This window comes from Actinoplanes sp. NPDC023936 (assembly GCF_040639325.1).
Lineage (GTDB): Bacteria > Actinomycetota > Actinomycetes > Mycobacteriales > Micromonosporaceae > Actinoplanes.
Genome location: NZ_JBEZZR010000032.1, coordinates 47,780 through 64,738, shown reverse-complemented (window position 1 = coordinate 64,738; position 16,959 = coordinate 47,780). Strand labels below are relative to the sequence as shown.

Annotated in this window: 13 protein-coding genes; 2 read left to right on the top strand and 11 right to left on the bottom strand. The window is 73.8% G+C overall.

What is annotated here, in order from left to right:
- Window positions 1-412: 412 nt before the first annotated feature.
- The 4 genes from AB0F72_RS31495 to AB0F72_RS31480 form a co-directional block, all read right to left on the bottom strand.
- Window positions 413-1,207, bottom strand: coding sequence for an FKBP-type peptidyl-prolyl cis-trans isomerase (locus tag AB0F72_RS31495; RefSeq protein WP_360438798.1), 795 nt, complete (start codon window positions 1,205-1,207; stop codon window positions 413-415).
- Window positions 1,208-1,270: 63 nt separating this feature from the next.
- The gene (locus AB0F72_RS31490; protein ID WP_360438795.1) at window positions 1,271-1,582 is read right to left on the bottom strand and encodes an STAS domain-containing protein; all 312 of its coding nucleotides are present in this window, start codon (window positions 1,580-1,582) and stop codon (window positions 1,271-1,273) included.
- Window positions 1,579-5,649, bottom strand: coding sequence for a SpoIIE family protein phosphatase (locus tag AB0F72_RS31485; protein ID WP_360438792.1), 4,071 nt, complete (start codon window positions 5,647-5,649; stop codon window positions 1,579-1,581). The genes AB0F72_RS31490 and AB0F72_RS31485 overlap by 4 nt, the downstream gene beginning before the upstream one ends.
- 390 nt (window positions 5,650-6,039) lie before the next feature.
- Entirely contained in the window at window positions 6,040-7,041 is a 1,002-nt protein-coding gene (locus tag AB0F72_RS31480) for an alpha/beta hydrolase (protein WP_360438789.1), read from the bottom strand.
- Window positions 7,042-7,209: 168 nt separating this feature from the next.
- On the opposite strand from AB0F72_RS31480, the gene AB0F72_RS31475 reads away from it, so the two are divergent.
- Together AB0F72_RS31475 and AB0F72_RS31470 are read left to right on the top strand one after the other, a co-directional pair.
- A complete protein-coding gene (locus tag AB0F72_RS31475) occupies window positions 7,210-8,121 on the top strand; it encodes a hypothetical protein (RefSeq protein ID WP_360438786.1) in 912 nt (303 codons plus the stop codon).
- Window positions 8,122-8,125: 4 nt separating this feature from the next.
- On the top strand, window positions 8,126-9,037 hold the full coding sequence (locus tag AB0F72_RS31470; protein ID WP_360438783.1) for a tetratricopeptide repeat protein: 912 nt from the start codon (window positions 8,126-8,128) through the stop codon (window positions 9,035-9,037).
- Window positions 9,038-9,169: 132 nt separating this feature from the next.
- Here the strand turns inward: AB0F72_RS31470 and AB0F72_RS31465 are convergent, their stop codons facing one another.
- From AB0F72_RS31465 to AB0F72_RS31435, 7 genes are all read right to left on the bottom strand, one after another.
- Window positions 9,170-9,886 (bottom strand): hypothetical protein, encoded by a 717-nt coding sequence (locus AB0F72_RS31465; RefSeq protein ID WP_360438780.1) that lies wholly within the window; start codon window positions 9,884-9,886, stop codon window positions 9,170-9,172.
- Entirely contained in the window at window positions 9,883-10,470 is a 588-nt protein-coding gene (locus AB0F72_RS31460) for a SigE family RNA polymerase sigma factor (RefSeq protein WP_360438777.1), read from the bottom strand. Before AB0F72_RS31460 ends, AB0F72_RS31465 begins: the two co-directional genes overlap by 4 nt.
- A gap of 172 nt (window positions 10,471-10,642) precedes the next feature.
- Window positions 10,643-11,629 (bottom strand): nitronate monooxygenase, encoded by a 987-nt coding sequence (locus AB0F72_RS31455; RefSeq protein ID WP_360438774.1) that lies wholly within the window; start codon window positions 11,627-11,629, stop codon window positions 10,643-10,645.
- A gap of 135 nt (window positions 11,630-11,764) precedes the next feature.
- On the bottom strand, window positions 11,765-13,681 hold the full coding sequence (locus AB0F72_RS31450) for an ABC transporter permease subunit (RefSeq protein WP_360438771.1): 1,917 nt from the start codon (window positions 13,679-13,681) through the stop codon (window positions 11,765-11,767).
- Window positions 13,678-15,180: an ABC transporter substrate-binding protein gene (locus AB0F72_RS31445; protein ID WP_360438768.1), complete on the bottom strand. Its 1,503-nt coding sequence runs from the start codon at window positions 15,178-15,180 to the stop codon at window positions 13,678-13,680. Before AB0F72_RS31445 ends, AB0F72_RS31450 begins: the two co-directional genes overlap by 4 nt.
- Window positions 15,156-15,950, bottom strand: a complete 795-nt coding sequence (locus AB0F72_RS31440) for an ABC transporter ATP-binding protein (RefSeq protein ID WP_360438765.1) — start codon at window positions 15,948-15,950, stop codon at window positions 15,156-15,158. The genes AB0F72_RS31445 and AB0F72_RS31440 overlap by 25 nt, the downstream gene beginning before the upstream one ends.
- Window positions 15,947-16,792, bottom strand: coding sequence for a dipeptide/oligopeptide/nickel ABC transporter ATP-binding protein (locus tag AB0F72_RS31435; RefSeq protein WP_360438761.1), 846 nt, complete (start codon window positions 16,790-16,792; stop codon window positions 15,947-15,949). The genes AB0F72_RS31440 and AB0F72_RS31435 overlap by 4 nt, the downstream gene beginning before the upstream one ends.
- Window positions 16,793-16,959 lie beyond the last annotated feature (167 nt).

Genomic DNA, 16,959 nt, shown 5'->3' with positions numbered 1-16,959 from the left:
AGTCCCGCAAATGATCGTCGGCCATTCACACCGAACCCGACTCGCCGAGATTCCCGATTACCGAGATACCCATAAACGCGATAAATCCGGCACCGGCCGCTCACCGCAAGCAAGATCCGACTGCGTGCGGCAGTGACGCGGCGTGGCGCCCCTGGATGTCGATCGTGGAGCGCCCACCGACCCGAACCACTGTCACCCTGCGTGCCGACATCCGAGGTAAACGCCGGGCTACACGGAAACCCGCGGACGCCACACAGGCCCCACAGAATCACGCGAACCCACAGCGCTCCACCACCGCCGGCACCCAAACGCGACAAGCAGCGCAATCGGCACACCGCCGACACCGGCTCAGCGCGTGCGCCGACCCCCACCTACCGCAAACGACCCCCGCCTACCGCAACCGACCCCCCGCTCAGGACGCCGCCAGCACATCGACGACGAACCGCAGCGCTCCAGCCGGCCGCCCACCCGTCGGATTCTCCCCGTACGCCAGGTCAGCCGGGATGTCGAGCTGCACCCGGCTGCCCACCTTCACCCCGACCAGCCCCTGGTCCCAGCCCGGGATCACGTTCCCCGCGCCGACCTGGAAGCTGAACGGCTCCGACCGGCTCCACGACGAGTCGAACTCCTTGCCGTCGGCATAGGTCACGCCGACATAGTTCACGTCGATCGTCTGACCGGACTGGACGGCAGCGCCGGTACCCTCGACGAGGGTCGTCGCCTTGAGCTCCTTGAGGTCACCGCTCCCCGCCGTCGCGGCCGGCTTCTCCTTCAGCGCCGGATCGGCGCCCTCGGGAAGCGGCGGGAACGCCGCGGCGGCCGACGCGGCCGGATCCGCCGGGTTGGCAGCGCCCGGGGTGGCAGCCGCCGGGGTGGCAGCGGCCGGCGGCGTCTCCGAGGACGGCGTGTTGCCGATCCACAGGACCAGCCCCACGATGACGGCGAGCACCACCACCGCCGCGCCGCCGACGGTCAGCGCCCGCCGACGCTTCTGCAGAGCCAGAGCGCGAGCCTTCGCGGCCTTGGCCTCGGCTCGCTTCTCGGCCTTCGTCTTGAGCGGCGGCCGGCCACCAACCGGCGTCCGGCCACCAGCCGGCTGCCGACCACCAACCGGCGTCCGGCCACCTACCGGCTGCTGACCACCAGCCGGCTGCCGACCACCGACCGGCTGCTGACCGTCACTGTCACGGGAGGGACCTGCTGTCACAAAATCGGGCACCGTACGAAGATACGACAAACCACGTGGCGCGGACTCAGGAAAACGGCCGCCTCAACGCGTACCCGATAAAGAAACCGTCGTCACCTCGCCCAGACCGGAAATGTCCAGCAGCGGCGCCAGCAGCGGCCCGGTGACCACCTCGATCCGCTCGGCATGGCGGAAGAGCATCGCCAGGCCCGCGCTGTCCAGGTATTGGACGGCGGTCAAATCGACCAGCAGCTGCCCGGCGTCCGCGCCGGCGACGGCCTGTTCCAGCGCGGAAGCGAACGCGTCGGCGTTGCTCATGTCGATCTCACCGGCTGCGGCGAGAACCGGGGCGCCGTCGGGGCGGTGGCCGCTGGTCAGCGTGAGCGCGGTGGTCATGGCACGATCCTCGCCTGCATGTCGATGGTGGTGCCGGCGATGCCGGTGGTGACGGTGACGTGGTGCATGAACGCCTTCATCAGCATGAGGCCTCGCCCACGGTACGGGTTCTCGGCCGGCCGGGGTGCCCGCCACGAGCCGTTGTCCACGACGGTGAGACGCAGGTTCTCGGCGGTCGCGGCGGCCCGCAGCCGGATCTGGCCGGTCTTCTCGCGGTGTCCGTGCTCGATCGCGTTGGCGCAGGCCTCCCCCGCGGCGACCAGGACGTTCTGCGTGGTGACCGGGTCGATCCCGCAGCGTTCCAGCCAGCCGCGCAGGGCGGTGCGGACCGGGGCGAGCCGGGACGCCTCGGCGGGGAACTCCAGTTCGAGCGGGCCGGGCTGGCGGTAGAGCAGCAGCGCCACGTCGTCGTCGTACCCGGTGTCCGGGGCGAGCCGGACCATGACCTCGCTGGCGAGATCGTCGATCGGGGTGCCGCGGCCGAGCCGGACCGCTTCGGTGGCCGCCTCGATGCCGGTGGTCAGCGGCTGCCGGCGGCGTTCGACGAGACCGTCGGTGTAGAGCATCAGGGTGGCGCGGGCCGGCATCAGGTACTCGGCCTCCTCGCGGGGCAGCGTGGGCCGGATGGCGAGCGGCCGGGAGCGCCCCCGGTCGAGCAGTTCGATGGTGCCGTCGGCGTGCGCGGCGATGGGTGGCGGATGCCCGGCGCTGGAGTAGACGAGATGCCCGGTGGCCGGGTCGAGGACGCCGCAGAAGACGGTGGCGCAGGCGGCGCCGGGCAGCAGCGCCGCGAACCGGTCGAGGGCGGTCAGCGTGCGGGCCGGTCCGGTGTCCTGCAGCAGCAGGGCCCGGCAGGCGCTGCGGAGCTGGCCCATCACGGTGGCGGCCGGCAGCCCGTGACCGACGCAGTCACCGACGACGATGCCGATCCGGCCGTCGGGCAGGGTGACCGTGTCGTACCAGTCGCCGCCGACCCGCAGCGGCCGGGTCGCCGGCTCGTAGCGGACCGCGAACCCGGCGGGCAGCTGGGCGGGGCCGAGGATGGCCCGTTGCAGGGCGAGCGCGGTCTCCCGTTGCTGGTCGATCTGGTGCACCCGGCGCAGGCCCTGGCCGAGGTGGCCGGCGAGCAGGGCGAGCAGGGTCCGGTCCGGTTCGGTGAAGGGCCGCCGTTCGCCGAGCTCCAGCCAGAGGACCATGGTGCCGTCCGGGTGTTCCAGGCTGATGCCGGCGTTACCGGCCGGGGTCAGTGGTGGCCCGTCCCGCAGGGCGACGATCGCGTCGCGCGGCAGCGATTCCCAGGTCAGGGCCGGGTCGGTGGCGCAGACGCGAGGGACTTCTGAACCGTCGAATATGACAGCGGACGCCGATTCCAGATTCCACAGATCGCGCATTTCGTCCAGCGCCCCGACGAGCGCCCCGCGCACGTCGTCGGCCCGGGACAGGCGCAGGCTCAGTGACGCCACAGCGCTCTCCCGCTGGATGGCGTAGTGCTCGTCGGTGACGTCGCGGAACGTCCCGACGATCACCTTGCGGCCGGTCTCCGGGTCGCGGACCTGGCTGAACGCCGCGGCCACCCACAGCCGGTGACCGTCGGCGTGGGTGACCGGGATGGTGTAGGTGCCCTGCCGGTCCTGGACCAGCATCGCGAACGCGTCGGCGACCTGCCGGTACGCGTCGGCGTCCGCCACCGGGTCCGGCCACCACGGCTGGACGGGGTGGTACGGCAGCCCCTCCGGCCCGTACCCGAGGGTGTCCGCGAACGCGGCGTTGACCTCGATGACCGCGCCGTCGGCGTCGCAGACGAAGAACGCCTCCTGCAACGACTCGACGAGCGCGGTCCGCCAGCGGGAGTGGTGGTTGCGCAGCCGGGCGAGCTCGACGTTGGCGCGGACCCGGGCCAGCAGCTCCGCCGCCGAGAACGGCTTGAACAGGTAGTCGTCGGCGCCCGCGTCGAGGCCTTCGATCGCGGCTTCCTGCCCGGCCCGCGCGCTGAGCAGCAGCACCGGCACCCCGGCGGTGCGCCCTTCGGCCCGCAGCGCGGCGACCAGCTGCAGGCCGTCGAGCCCGGGCATCATCACGTCGCTGACGACCAGGTCGGGCACGTCGGCGCGGGCGGCGTCGAGGGCCTGCCGGCCGTCGCTGACCGCGGTGACCCGGTGCCCGGCGGAGCGCAGCAGCCGGACCAGGTAGTCCCGCATGTCGGCGTTGTCGTCGGCGACCAGCACGCTGGCGGCGTCCCCGGCGACCGGGCCGGGCGCGTCGGCGGGCAGGTCCGCGTCGGACGGCAGCCAGCGCAGGGCCTCCTGCACGAACGGGTCGGCGGTGGCGGAGACGGCGCCCGCGTCGCCGGCGGCCGGCACGACCGAGCCGGCCGGCAGGTGCGCCCGCCCGAACGGGAGCCGGATGGTGAACGTGGTGCCCTCGTCCAGCGTGCTGTGCGCCTCGACCGTCCCGCCGTGCAGCAGGACGAGCTCCTTGACCAGGGCGAGCCCGATGCCGCTGCCCTCGTTGGAGCGGGAGCGGGCGTTCTCGATCCGGTGGAAGCGCTCGAAGAGCCGGGCCATCTCCTCCGGCGGCACGCCCACGCCGGTGTCGGCGATCGTGACGACGGCCTGCTCACCGTCGGCACGCACAGCGACCCGCACGCCGCCGTCGAAGGTGAACTTGAGGGCGTTGCTGAGCAGGTTGAGGACGACCTTCTCCCACATGCCCCGGTCGACGTAGACGTCTCCGGGCAGCGGCTGGCAGTCGACGTCGAAGGTGAGCCCGGCGCGTTCCACCGCGGAGCGGAAGACGCTGGCGAGCTCGGCCGTGGTGGCGGCGAGGTCGACCGGCTCGTACCGGGCCTGCATCCGGCCGGCTTCCAGCCGGGAGAAGTCGAGCAGCGCGGTGACCAGCTTGCCGAGGCGCAGCCCGTTGCGCCACATCACGTCGAGATCCTCGCGAGCGTCACCGGCCCACGAGTCGGCTCGGCTGCGCAGCTCGTCGAGCGGTCCCATGATCAGCGTGAGCGGGGTGCGGAACTCGTGGCTGATGTTGGAGAAGAACGTGGTCTTGGCACGGTCCAGTTCGGCCAGTTCCTCGGCCCGGCGCTGCTGTGCCTGGTAGCTGCGGGCGCTGGCGATCCCGGCGGCGACGTGCCCGGCGGTCAGGTCGAGGAAGCCCCGGTACTGCTCGTCGAGGGCACGGAACCGGTTCAGGGCGGCGATCAGGAAGCCGTACGGCGTGCCGCCCTGGCGCAGCAGCGGCAGCAGCAGCGCCTGGGCCGGCGGTTCCGTCCAGTCGCCGACCGGCAGATCCGCGAAGGCCGGCCCGGTCAGCTCGACGAGCGCGGAGCCCCGGCCGCCGGGCCAGACCCCGTCCGGCTCGGCGACCATCGGCGCGGCCGGGTGCCCGGCCGGGATCCCGGTCGACGACGCGAGGCGCGCCTGGCCGTCGTCGGCGAACAGGTAGGTGAGCGTGAACGGCAGATCCTTGAGGTTCTTGCCGAGCTGCTGAGCGGTGAACGTCAGCATCTCCTGCTCGGTGCGGACCACGCTCGGGTCGGAGCCGAGGTCGCGCAGCGTGGCCATCCGCCGCTCACCGATCACCCGGTCGGTCTCCTCGCTGACCACGCAGAGCATCCCGACGAGCTCACCGTCGTCGTCGCGCAGCGGGCTGTAGGAGAAGGTGTGATAGGTCTCCTCCGGATAGCCGGAGCGCTCCAGGAAGAGCAGCAGCCCCTCGTCCCAGGTGGCCTCGCCGGTGCGCAGCACGTTCTCGATCCGGGGTCCGATGTCGCCCCAGATCTCCTTCCACACCTCGTTCGCCGGCCGGCCGAGCGCCCACGGATACTTGCGCCCCAGGGTGTCGCGCCGGTATGCCGCGTTGCAGAAGAACGTCAGCTCCGGCCCCCACGCCATCCACATCGGGAACCGTGACGACAGCAGGATGCTCACCGCGGTGCGCAGGCTCTGCGGCCACTGGTCCGGGGAGCCGAGCGGTGTCCGATCCCAGTCCATCGCGGCCAGGTCCCGGCCCACATCCCCACCCGCAGCGAAGACATCCGCCGCAGCCGTACCGCTCATGAGCCCACGTTCTCCCCGCATAGCGCCGATCGGCCCGCCCGACATCACATCAACCGGCCCGCAGACAAAGTAGCCGACAAGCCGAACTCCGGCTCACGCACGTAGGGAGGACATCGCCGCGATGACCCCTTTCAAAACATCGATCGGGTACGCGTCATCGCCTCCCCGACCACACGCCACGGCGCCGCCGGGAGTCCGGTGCCGGCCAGGCGGTGGTCCAGCGGTCACCCCGCTTCCGGCGGCCCCGCGGGGCCGCGCTCACCACGCCGCCTCCCGCACCGCGCCGCCTCCCGCACCGCGCCGCCTCCCGAACCGCGCCGCCTCCCGAACCGCGCCGCCTCCCGCACCGCGTCGCGCCGCCCTGCCGGGACGGATCAGCCGCCCGGCTCGTCAGCGCGCGAGGATGTTCGCCGCCATCAATTCGATGACGTCGGCGGCGGCCACCGTGAACGGCTCGCCGAGACACCCGTGCGTGGCGCTCGGCTCCAGGTGCTCCGTCACGTCGACGCCGGCCGCCCGCAGACTCACCGTGAACGCCTCGCCGGAGCTGCGCAGGGTGTCGTGCTCGCAGTTGACGACCAGGGTCGGCGGCAGGCCGGTCAGGTCGCCGTTGGCCGGGAACGCGTACGGATCGTCCAGGTCCTCGGCGTAGTGCCGGCTCATCCCGGCGACCCAGCCCGGCGAGAAGTAGACGGCGGCCCGGTTGTCCTTCACCGCGGCGAGCCGCGCCGGCTCCCAGGGCGGCAGCTCGGCGTGCACGCAGGGATAGATGAGGGCCAGCCGCGCGGGCGGCTGACCGGCGCCGTCGCGCAGCCGTTTCGCCACCCCGGCCGCCAGGTTCGCGCCGGCGCTGGCCCCGCCGAGGCAGAGCCGCTCGGGCGGCACGCCGAGCAGGTCCGCGTTCGCCACCGCCCAGGTCCAGCCGGTGAGCACGTCGTCCGAGCCGGCCGGGTACCGCACCCCGTGCAGCGCCTTGCGGTAGCCGACGGTCAGCACCGGGATCCCGCGCGCGGCGAGGGCCAGCCCGACGAAGTGCGCCTCGGCCATGGTCAGGGATCCGCTGACGAACGCGCCGCCGTGCACCCAGACGAGCCCCGGACGAGGACCCGGCCCGCCGCTCTCCGGCAACGGTCCCCGGTAGAGCCGGGCCGGGACGCCCGCCGACACGTCGGTCACGGTCACCGCGGCGAGCTGCGGGAACCTGTCGAACAACTCGGCGTCGGTCGGCCCGGTCTCCGGCAGGTCGCCGGCGATCTCCAGCATCCGCACGTAGTCCGGCACCGGCGGCAGCTCCCCGCCGGCCGCCCGCGCCAGCACCGCCCGGCGAACCGGCCGGGGCAGCATGCCCAGCCCCTTCATCGCGTACCCCAGCACAGTCCCGGTGGCCGTCATGGGTACCCAAGCTAGACCCTGCCACGCCCGCCGCCGCGCCGACAGGCCCGGCCGTCACCCGGTCCCCTCCACCTCGCCCAAATCCCGCCTCGTCACCCAGGCGTGAGATCGCCGGCCCCAGGCCGGCCGAATCGGGCGGCCATTGTCAGCCTCGTCGATGATGGGAGGATGACGCGTCCCTTCGGCCGGGCGTCGTGGCGCAGCCGGCGAGGTGTGCTTCTTCTCGTGGCGGCCATCCTGGCCACCACCACCGTCGCGGTCGCGCTAGTGATGACCGGCCGGCTCGTCCGGCTCGACTGGGCTGCGACCGAGCGTGCCGGATGGGTCGCCGGGATCATCGGTGCGCTGCTTTCGTTTCTCAGCACGGCAGCGGCGTTCCTCGCCCTGCGTTCGCACCGGCAGGCTGGCGCCCCGCCCGGGCGACGCGTGGCCGACCGGCTCGTTCACATCGGCCCGATCCCGCAGGCGCCGGCCTGGTCCCAGCCGCGGCGAACGCAGATCGAGCTGGCCAAGGCGGCCACGAGCGGGCGGACCACGGTGCTGACCCAGGTGCTGTCCGGGATGGGTGGCGTCGGCAAGACCCAGCGGCTCAACGACCGTAAGCGGCCGCTGCGGGACGTCCTCCCGGCTGAGGACGCGCTGCCCGACGCGCACAGCGTGACGGTGGCGGCGACCTGGGCGCTCTCGATCGATGCCGCCGACCGGCTGCCGCCACGCGGCGTGGCCCGCTCCCTCATCGCCGTGGCCGCGCTGCTGGACCCCAACGGTATTCCCGCCGGACTCTTCACCGCGGAAGCGATGATCCGGTACGTGCGTCGCAGCACCGGTCGGGACATGGACGGCGAGACGATCACCGACGGGCTGCGTAACCTGCACCGGCTCAGTCTCGTCACGCACGATCCGAACGCGCGCCACGTCCGGGTTCACGCGCTGGTGCAGCGCACGACGCGGGAGGCGTCCGGCCGGGATCCGATACTTCGAGCAGTTGCGCACGCGTGTCGCGGCTCGCCGGCCCGCACCGCATCTGGATGTGCTCACCATCGACGCCGAGCTCGCCGAGCTCCGGGGAGAGGCAGGTGATCAGGTGCGGGCGGCCGCCGACTTCGCCGCGGTGCTCAGCGCCGCCGCCGAGGCCCTCGGCAAGGATCATCCGCTGACACTGCAGGCTCGACACGGCCACGCGCACTGGACCGGCCACGTCGGCGACTACCAGGCCGCGATCTCCGGACTCGAGTCACTGCTGATCGTCCAGCAGCGCGTCTGCGGCCCCGATCATCCGGACACCCTCATGACGCGGGGCAACCTCGCTCATTGGCGTGCCGAATCCGGCGACTACGAGGGCGCGGCCAGCGCGATGGACGAGGTCATCAGGGACAGGCTTCGGGTCCTCGGCCCGGACCATCCCCGTACTCTGATCGCCCGCTTGAGCGCAGCGTTCTGGCGCAGCCGTGGCGTGAACCGGGCAGCCGGGTTCGCCGAGATGGAGGGCCTCCTCGGCGAATACGTCCGCGCACTCGGATCAGACCATCCCCTGGTGTTCATGACTCGCTGCAATCTCGCCCACTGGCGCGGCGAGTCCGGAGACCGTACGGGTGCCCGAGACGCCTTCGAGTCGCTGCTTGCCGACCGCGTCCGCGTTCTCGGCCCGTACCATCCACGCACCTTGCACACACGCCTCCACCTCGCCCACTGGGTGGGGGAAACGGAGAGACCTGAGCGCGCCCTTGCTGCGTTGTCGGAGCTCGCCGCCGATCAGTCGAGGATCCTCGAACCGGATCATCCCGACATCATGCGGACCATGGCGAGCATGGCGAACTGGCGCGCCCGCACCGGGGACGTCACCGGTGCGGTGGAGGAACTGCGATCTCTTCTGGAACACCAGATCCGTACGCTCAACGACAGTCACGCCGATGTGCGTGCGACCCGGGAGATGCTCGCACACTGGCAGGGCCGGCTCGAGCGTGTGGGCCGCCCTCAGTTCGGTCACGTCGAATAGGCGCCGGTCGAGTTGCTGAGCCCGCAGCAGGGGAGCGGCATCCCCGACCGACTGCCTGAGTCGCAGAAAAGGTTGAGACGGCACTGTGGGGTGGCGGCCCGGCCCTTGTGGAAGGGCCGGGCCACTTCGGTCCTATCCGACGCCCTGGACTGCGGTTTCGTGGACGTGAACGCCGGTGGCGAGTTCGATCATCTGGTCCTGGCTCATGCCCAGCTTTTCGTCGAACTGGGTGATCAGCCAGATGCCGGACGGCTGCTCGACCCAGAGTGCCCATCCGGTATCTCCGGCGGGGTCGGCGGCGGGCCGGCCGGGAATCATGGCGGGAAGGCTCTTGACCAGAATGCCGGTGCGGTCACCGACGGTGACCTCGGTTCCCTTCCGGGACGGGCCGTTCTGGTCCTTCGATTCCAGGTAGATGCTGATTCTGCCCGGGGCGGTGTGCGGCGGCGCCGCGGACGCCGTGACGTCGGGGCCGGCGTTCTTCGCCGTTTCCAGAGCCAGCGTCAGCTGGTAGTTGTCGTCGGACTGGACGAACCAGCCCGCCGGCACCTTGTCGATGGTGAAGCCTTTCGGCTGGACGCCCTGGTAGGCCACCAGGTTCACCGGCACGACGGCGGCGGGTGGGGCGGCGGCCGTGGGTCCGTGCGGGCCGGCGCCGACACCGCCGGACGGGACCGTGAACGCGGCGACGAGGGCGCCGACCGCGAACAGCGAACCCGTGGCCGTCTGCAGCAAGCGGCGCTGGCGGACCGCACGTCGGCCACGCAGGACGTCTTCGTCGATCTGACCGGCTTCGACCGGTGTGACCGGTCCGGCGATGTCCTCGAGATGATGACGCAGGTCCATCATGACTTCACTCCTTCGGGAACGTACGAAACGGTGGGCTGGTTCTGCTCCAGGACGGCACGCAGCCGTTCGAGTCCTCGGGCGGTCTGACTCTTGACCGTGCCTTCGGAACACTTGAGGGCATCCGCGGTCTCCGCGACGTCGAGGTCGTAGAAATAGCGGAAGACGACCGCGGCACGCATCCGGGGCGGAAGATCACGAAGAGCCTGCCGGACCGCCTGGCCGACCGGGTTGACGGGGCCGGCTGCCGCGGCCTGGTCGGGTAGTTCCGCGACCGACTGCTCACGGCGGCGCCAGACCCGGCGGCGCTCGTCGATCAACGCGTTGACCAGCGACCGGCGGATGTAGGCATCGGGATTGTCGGCGCGCTGGAATGCCGACCATCTGACGTACAAGCGGGTGAGCGTCGTCTGTACCAGATCCTCGGCCAGATGCGGGTCCCCGGCGGCCAGCAGCACCGCCGTACGCAACATGCCGGGTCGCCGGCGGGCCACTAGCTCGTGAAAGCTGCTCTCTCGCTCGGATGTGGCCGAGCCTCCGTCGTGTCTCACGCTCCGAAGACGGATTCGTGTTGCACGAGGTTGCATCGGCCGAAACTTTCCGCCATGACTTTCCCCGCTCTCCCGTCACCAGGCAAACTCCGGTGCTCTCGAAGGCCGAAACGAGCCCGCGGACAACGTACGGAAGCTGGTGCGCCTGTGCGCGTCGTCGTGGGTTCGTACCAGGATGTGTTTCCGAGCAGGTGAAGGGCGCACCCGTTCAGCCGGCGAGGTGTCCGATCAGGTCGGCGACCGGGCCGGTGCGCACGCCGCGGAAGCCGGTCCCGGCCCACAGGCTGAGCGCGCCGGCGTCGCCCTTCTCCGCCGCCGCGGCCCGGATCGGCGCGGTCAGATGATGCACCGCCGGGTATCCGACCGGGGCCGCCGCCGAGTGCTCGTCGATGAACCGGTTGCGCAGCCCGCGCGCCGGCTGCCCGGTGAACGCCCTGGTCACCACGGTCTCGGTGAACTCGCCGGAGAGCATCGCGGCCCGCTGCGCCGGCCGGGTGCCGGCCTCGTCGGCGAGCAGGAACGCCGTGCCGCACTGCACCGCCGCCGCTCCGGCGGTCAGCAACTCGCGCACGTCCCCGGCGGCGCCCACACCACCGGCCGCGATCACCGGCAGGTCGGTCACCGCGAGCACCTCGGCGAGGACGTCCGCCGCGGTGCGGGTCCCGGCGTACCCGGCCGGCTCGGTGGTGGAGGCGTGCCCAGCGGCCGTGCCGCCCTGCGCGATCAGGGCGTCCGGCCCGGCGGCGAGGGCCGCGTGCGCCTCCCGCGCCGAGGTGACCGTGATCAGCACCGTGGACCCGGCGTCGTGCAGCGCCCGGACCACCGCCGGATCCGGGACCCCGAACGTGAAGCTGACCAGCGGAACCCGGTACGTCACCGCGAGCTCCACCTTCGCCGCGAAGTGGTCGTCGTCGTCTCGTCGCAGCGGGGGCAGATCGACCCCGTACCGCTCGGCTTCGCCGCGAAGCCGCAGCCGATACGCCTCCAGCGGCGCCGGATCGGCGGGCGGTGGCACCGGCACGAAGATGTTCAGCCCGTGCGCGATGGTCGCCACCGCGCGCAGCTCGGTCTCGACGGCGTCCGGCGTCTTGTACCCGGCCGCCAGGAACCCGAGCGCCCCGGCCCGGTCCGCCGCCCTAACCAGCGCAACGGTGCTGGGCCCACCCGCCATCGGCGCCACGATCACTTCCCGCATGCCGCGACCCTACGACGGAAGCTCCCCGCCGTCCGCCCCGCCGCCTCGGGCCCGCGCCGGCCTCGAGCCGATGCTCTCCGTACCGGCCACGGATCACCGGCGCCACGGATCACCGGCGACGGAAGACCAGCACGATCATCGGGTACGGCCCAGGGCCGAGCCCGTGACGGCCAGGACCGACAGGGCGACCAGTGACAGGCAGGGCCCCAGCACGGTCCAGGGCGCGCGTTCCACGTAGGGCATGCCCTCGGCGAGCACGAGCCCCCAGTCGGGCGCCGGTGGTTGCGGGCCCAGGCCGAGGAAGCCGAGGGCGGCCAGGGCCAGGGCGATGCCGGGGATGCGCAGGACCGCGTGGCGGGTCAGCGGCCCCAGCACGGCGGGCACGACGTGCCGCCACAGGGCGCGGGCCGGGCCGACGCCGAGGACCGGCAGGATCGCGATGTGCGGCCGGGCCCGCGCCTCGGCGACGAGCGCCACCGTGTGCGCGGCGAGCGGCGCCCAGCCGACCAGGAGCACGGCGGCGGCCGCGGCGCCGGCGGCCGGCCCGGTGACCGCGGCGACCAGCAGGCCGGCGAGGACCGGCGGGGCCGCGTTGGCGACCTCGATCGGACCGGTCGCGGCCCGCGGCAGCAGCCCGATCAGCAGGCCGAGCAGCAGGCAGGCGGCGCAGAGCAGCACCGCGGTGCCGATCGTGACGGCGGCGCCGTGCCCGAGGCGGGCGAGCAGATCCCGGCCGGAGGCGTCGGCGCCCAGCGGCAGCGCCCAGGCGGATCCGGTGAACAGGTCAGGGCCGGAGGCGACCGTCCACGAGGGTGCGGTGAGCCGCCCCCTGCCCGCGGCGTACGGGTCACCGGCGAGCCCGGCCACGATCAGGACCGTGAGCACGGCCAGCGCCGCGCCGGCGGTGATCCACAGGCCACGGTGCGGCGCCGGGGCGTGCGCGGCGACGGGCAGGGCGCCCGCGCGCAGGGCCGGTCCCAGCACCGCCCGGCGCAGCAGTTCCGCACCGACGCCGGCGCCCGCGCCGAGGATGAGCAGGATCAGCACGCCACCCTGCAGGACCGGCAGGTCCTGGGTCTGCGCGGCGCCGAGCGTCACGCGGCCGAGGCCGGGCACCGCGAAGACCCGTTCCACCGCGACCGCGCCGCCGGTCAGGCCGATCAGGACCAGGGCGACCTGCGGAAGCAACCCGGGCAGGGCACGGCGCAGCAGGGCCGCCGCGGTGCGGGCCCGCCCGGCCCCGGCCGCCGCCCAGGTCGCCGTCCAGGGTTCGCCGGCGGCGCGGGAGACCGCGTCGGACAGCAGCATGCCGATCAGCCCGCCGGCCGGCAGCCCGAGGGCCAGCGCCGGCAGCACGGCGTGGCGCGCGGAGTCCCAGCCGTACGGCGGGAAGGCCCGCAGCGCCACCGCGCCGATGAGCAGCAGCACCGAGGCGAGCAGGAACTCCGGCAGCGCGGTCAGTGCCGCCGCGAGCGCGCCACCACTGCGCCGGCGGCTGCCGCGGGCCGCCGCCAGCAGCGCGGGCGCGGTCAGCGCGGCGGTCACCACGAGGGCGACGAGCGCCGCGAACGTCATCAGGGTCAGCGAGACGCCGGTGGCGCGCAGCAGGTCGGGCAGCACCGGGCGGCCGCTGACCCAGGAGACGCCGAGGTCGCCGCGGGCCACGCCGCCGAGCCAGCGGCCGAGCAGCGCGAACGGACCCGCGTCGAGGCCGAGCTGCGCGCGGATCGCGGCGAGCGCCTCCGGGGTGGCCTCCTGCTCGGCGGAGCGGCCGCGCAGCACGGTCAGCGCCGGGTCGCGGCCGGAGAGCCCGGGCAGCAGACCGACCAGCGCGACGACCGCCAGGACAGCGCCGGCGCGGGACAGGGCGGGCCCGGACCACCCGTGCCGGGCCACGGCGGTCCGGGGCCGGGCGGCCCGGGGCACGCCGGGACGGGGCACGCCGGGACGGGGCACGCCGGGACGGTACGGGACACGCCGGAACCGGGCGGCCCGTTCGCCGGGGGTCGCGGGCGCGCTGCTCCGGCCGTACCCGAATCGGGTTTTGATCATGCTGGGGCGGTGCCGGCGGTGATCAGCGCACGCTCGCGGGAATCACGCTGGACGCCGGTGAAGGCGCCGGACTCGCCCTGGATGACGCGTTCGTGCAGCAGCGGGATCGCGGCGTCGGACTGCAGGATCAGCCGCTCCGCCTCCATGATCGCGGCGTGCCGCGACGGGCCGGCGACGATGCCCGCGGCCTTCGTCAGCGCGGCGTCGACGGCCGGGTCGCAGAGCTGGGCGATGTTGAACGAGCCCGCGCAGGCGAAGTCGCTGTACATGTAGGCGACCGGGTCGCCGGAGTCCAGGACCGTGGCGCGCGACAGGATGAACGCGTCGAACGCGCCGGCCAGGGCGTCCGCCTCGATCTGGGCGTACTCGCGGACCTCCTGGCGCACCCGGAAACCGGCCGCCTCCAGCTGTTGCTGCAACTGGACGGCGACCTCCGGCAGCTCGGCCCGGTCGGTGAAGGTGGCCAGGACGATCTCGGCGCCACCGACCGGTTTCGCGGCGGTCTCGGTGCGCGGCAGGCGCGCCCCGGCGGCCCACGGCAGGGCGGGCCCGAGCAGGCCGGCGGCGATGTCGGCGCGGCCCTCGTAGACGTTCGCGACGAGCGGCTCCCGCTTGATCGCCTGCCGGGCGGCGGCGCGGAGGCCCGCGTCGGCGAACGCGCCCTTCGCGGTGTTCAGGTAGAGGGTGTTGGTGCGCGGCATCGGTACCTCGTGCACCCGCGCGGCGTCGAGCAGGGCGGCCTGCGAGACCGGGATCGCCTCGACCACGTCGGCCGTGCCGGCGCGCAGGGCGGCGGCGCGGGCGGTGCCGTCGGGCACGAAGCTGACGTCGATGCCGGCCACCTCGGCCGGTCCGCCCCAGTACCCGTCGTAACGGTCCAGCGTGGCCGTCGTGGTGTTGCTGGAGATCAGCGTGAACGGGCCGGTGCCGCGCCCCACCGGGTTCACCACCCCGTCGGCGCCGTACGCGCCCGCCGCCAGGATCGACAGCTGCGGGCTGGACAGCCGCTGCGGGATCAGCGGGTCGGCGTCGGCGGTGCTGACCAGCACGGCCGTGCCGGGGGCCGCCGGATCGGGCCGCACGGTCAGGTCGACGCCGTCGAGGATGCGCGGCCGGGGACTGGCCTCGGTGGCGGCGGTGAGCGCGGCCACCACGGACGCCACGGTGAGCGGGGTGCCGTCGTGGAACGTGACGCCCTGCCGGATCTCGAAACGCCAGGTCCGCGGGTCCCGGGTCGGGGCGAAGGCGGTGGCCAGGGCGGGCTGGGCGGCGCCGGCGGCGTCGAGGGTGACCAGGGTCTCGGCGGTCGACCAGCGGGACAGCTTGAAGGCGTCGTCGCTGAACGGGCTCAGGCCGCTGCGGGGCGGCAGCAGCATGGCCAGCGCGATCCGGTCGTCGCCGCCGGCCGTGGCGGGTTCGCCGGCGTCGGCGAAGCAGCCGGTGAGCAGCAGCAGGCCGGCGGCCGCCGCGGCGGCTAGCCGGACACGGGGGTGTGGCACGGTGAATCTCCCAACGGGAATCGGGGCATCGCGGCGAGCAGCGCGCGGGTCTCCGGGTGAACGGGGGCGGCGAGCAGCTCGCCGGTGGGGCGGTCCTCGACGATGCGGCCGTCGTGCAGGACCGCGATCCGGTCGCAGAGCGCGGCCGCCGCCGACACGTCGTGGGTGACCAGCAGCAGGGCGGCGCCGCGGGCCCGCGAGGCGCGCCGCAGAGCGTCGGTCACGTGGGCCCGCAGCGGGGCGTCGAGGCCGCTGATCGGCTCGTCGGCGATCAGCAGCCGTGGCTCGGGAGCGAGCGCGCGGGCGATCGCCACGCGCTGGGCCTGGCCGCCGGAGAGGTCACGGGCACGAGCGGCGCGCAGCGCGGCCGGGATACGGACGGCGTCCAGGGCGGCGCCGGCCGCGGCGGCCAGTTCGGCGGGGGCGGTGCGGCTGCCCAGCCGGCGCAGGGGTTCGGCGACGATGTCCAGGACCCGGGCCCGCGGGTCGAGGGTGGCGCCGGGGTCCTGGGGGACGTACTGGACCAGGCGGCGGAACCAGCGCAGCCGGCGTACCGGGCCGGGGGTGACCTCGCGTCCGTCGCAGCGGATGACGCCGGACTCGAGGGGCTCGAGCGCCAGCAGCGCGCGTACCAGAGTGGATTTCCCGGACCCGGACCGGCCGAGCAGGGCGACGCGCTCGCCCGCGCCGATGCGCAGGTCGACGTCGCGCAGCACCGGCGCGGCCGGTGTGTAGGAGTGCCGCAGCCGCACGCAGTCGATCACGCTCATCGGTCCGCCCCGGCGGCCGTGGGGCCGTGCGGCAGGGCGGGCAGCACGTCGGCGGCCGGGCCGTCCTCGACCACCCGGCCGTCGTGCATGACGACGAACCGGGTGCACAGCTCGGCGGCGACCGCCAGGTCGTGGGTGATGAAGAGCAGCGCGGGACGGTCCGGGCCGCCGGTGCGGTCCTTGAGCAGGCGGACGATCCCGGCCTGGGTGACCACGTCGAGGGCGGTGGTGGGCTCGTCGGCGATCAGCAGCGGCGGGCGGGTGGCCAGGGCGAGAGCCAGGCAGACGCGCTGGCGCTGGCCGCCGGAGAGCTGGCCGGGGTACCGGGTGGCGAGGTCGGCGGGCAGGTCCACGGCGGCGAGAAGGTCGCGGACGGCGGCCTGGCGCGGGTCGGCTTGGCGCGGGTCGGCTTGGCGCGGGTCGGCTTGGCGCGGGTCGGCTTGGCGCGCGCCGGCCTGGCGCGTGCCGGCCTGGCGCGCGCCGGCCTCGTGCGGGCCGGCTTTCGGTGAGGCGGCGCGCCGCAGTGGCAGGGCCAGCTGCTGTCCGATCGGGATCAGCGGGTGCAGCGCCAGCGCGGAGTCCTGCATCACGGCGGCGGCGCGCTGCTCCGGGTGGCGGCGGGCACAGGGCACGCCGAGCACCTCACGGCCGGCGATCCGGACGCTGCCGGCGGCGGTCAGGCCCGGTGGCAGGAGACCGAGGACCGCCTTCGCGGTGAGGCTCTTGCCGGAACCCGAGGCGCCGACGAGGGCCACCCGCTCCCCCGGCCGGCAGACGAGGTCCACCCCGGTGACGAGGGCCCGGCCCTGGCGGTGCACCGACAAGCCGGTGACCTGCACCATGGCACCTCCCGATAATGACAACGGTTTTCGTTTCGGGAAGAGAGCGTAGCGGAGCGGGCCCGGGTGGCACGGACGGGGTCGCCCGAGCGGACGCCGCACCGGGGTCGGACGAGCACAACGTTGCGGCGGATCATCGCGGCGAACGCGGCTGCCCGGCGATACCGTTC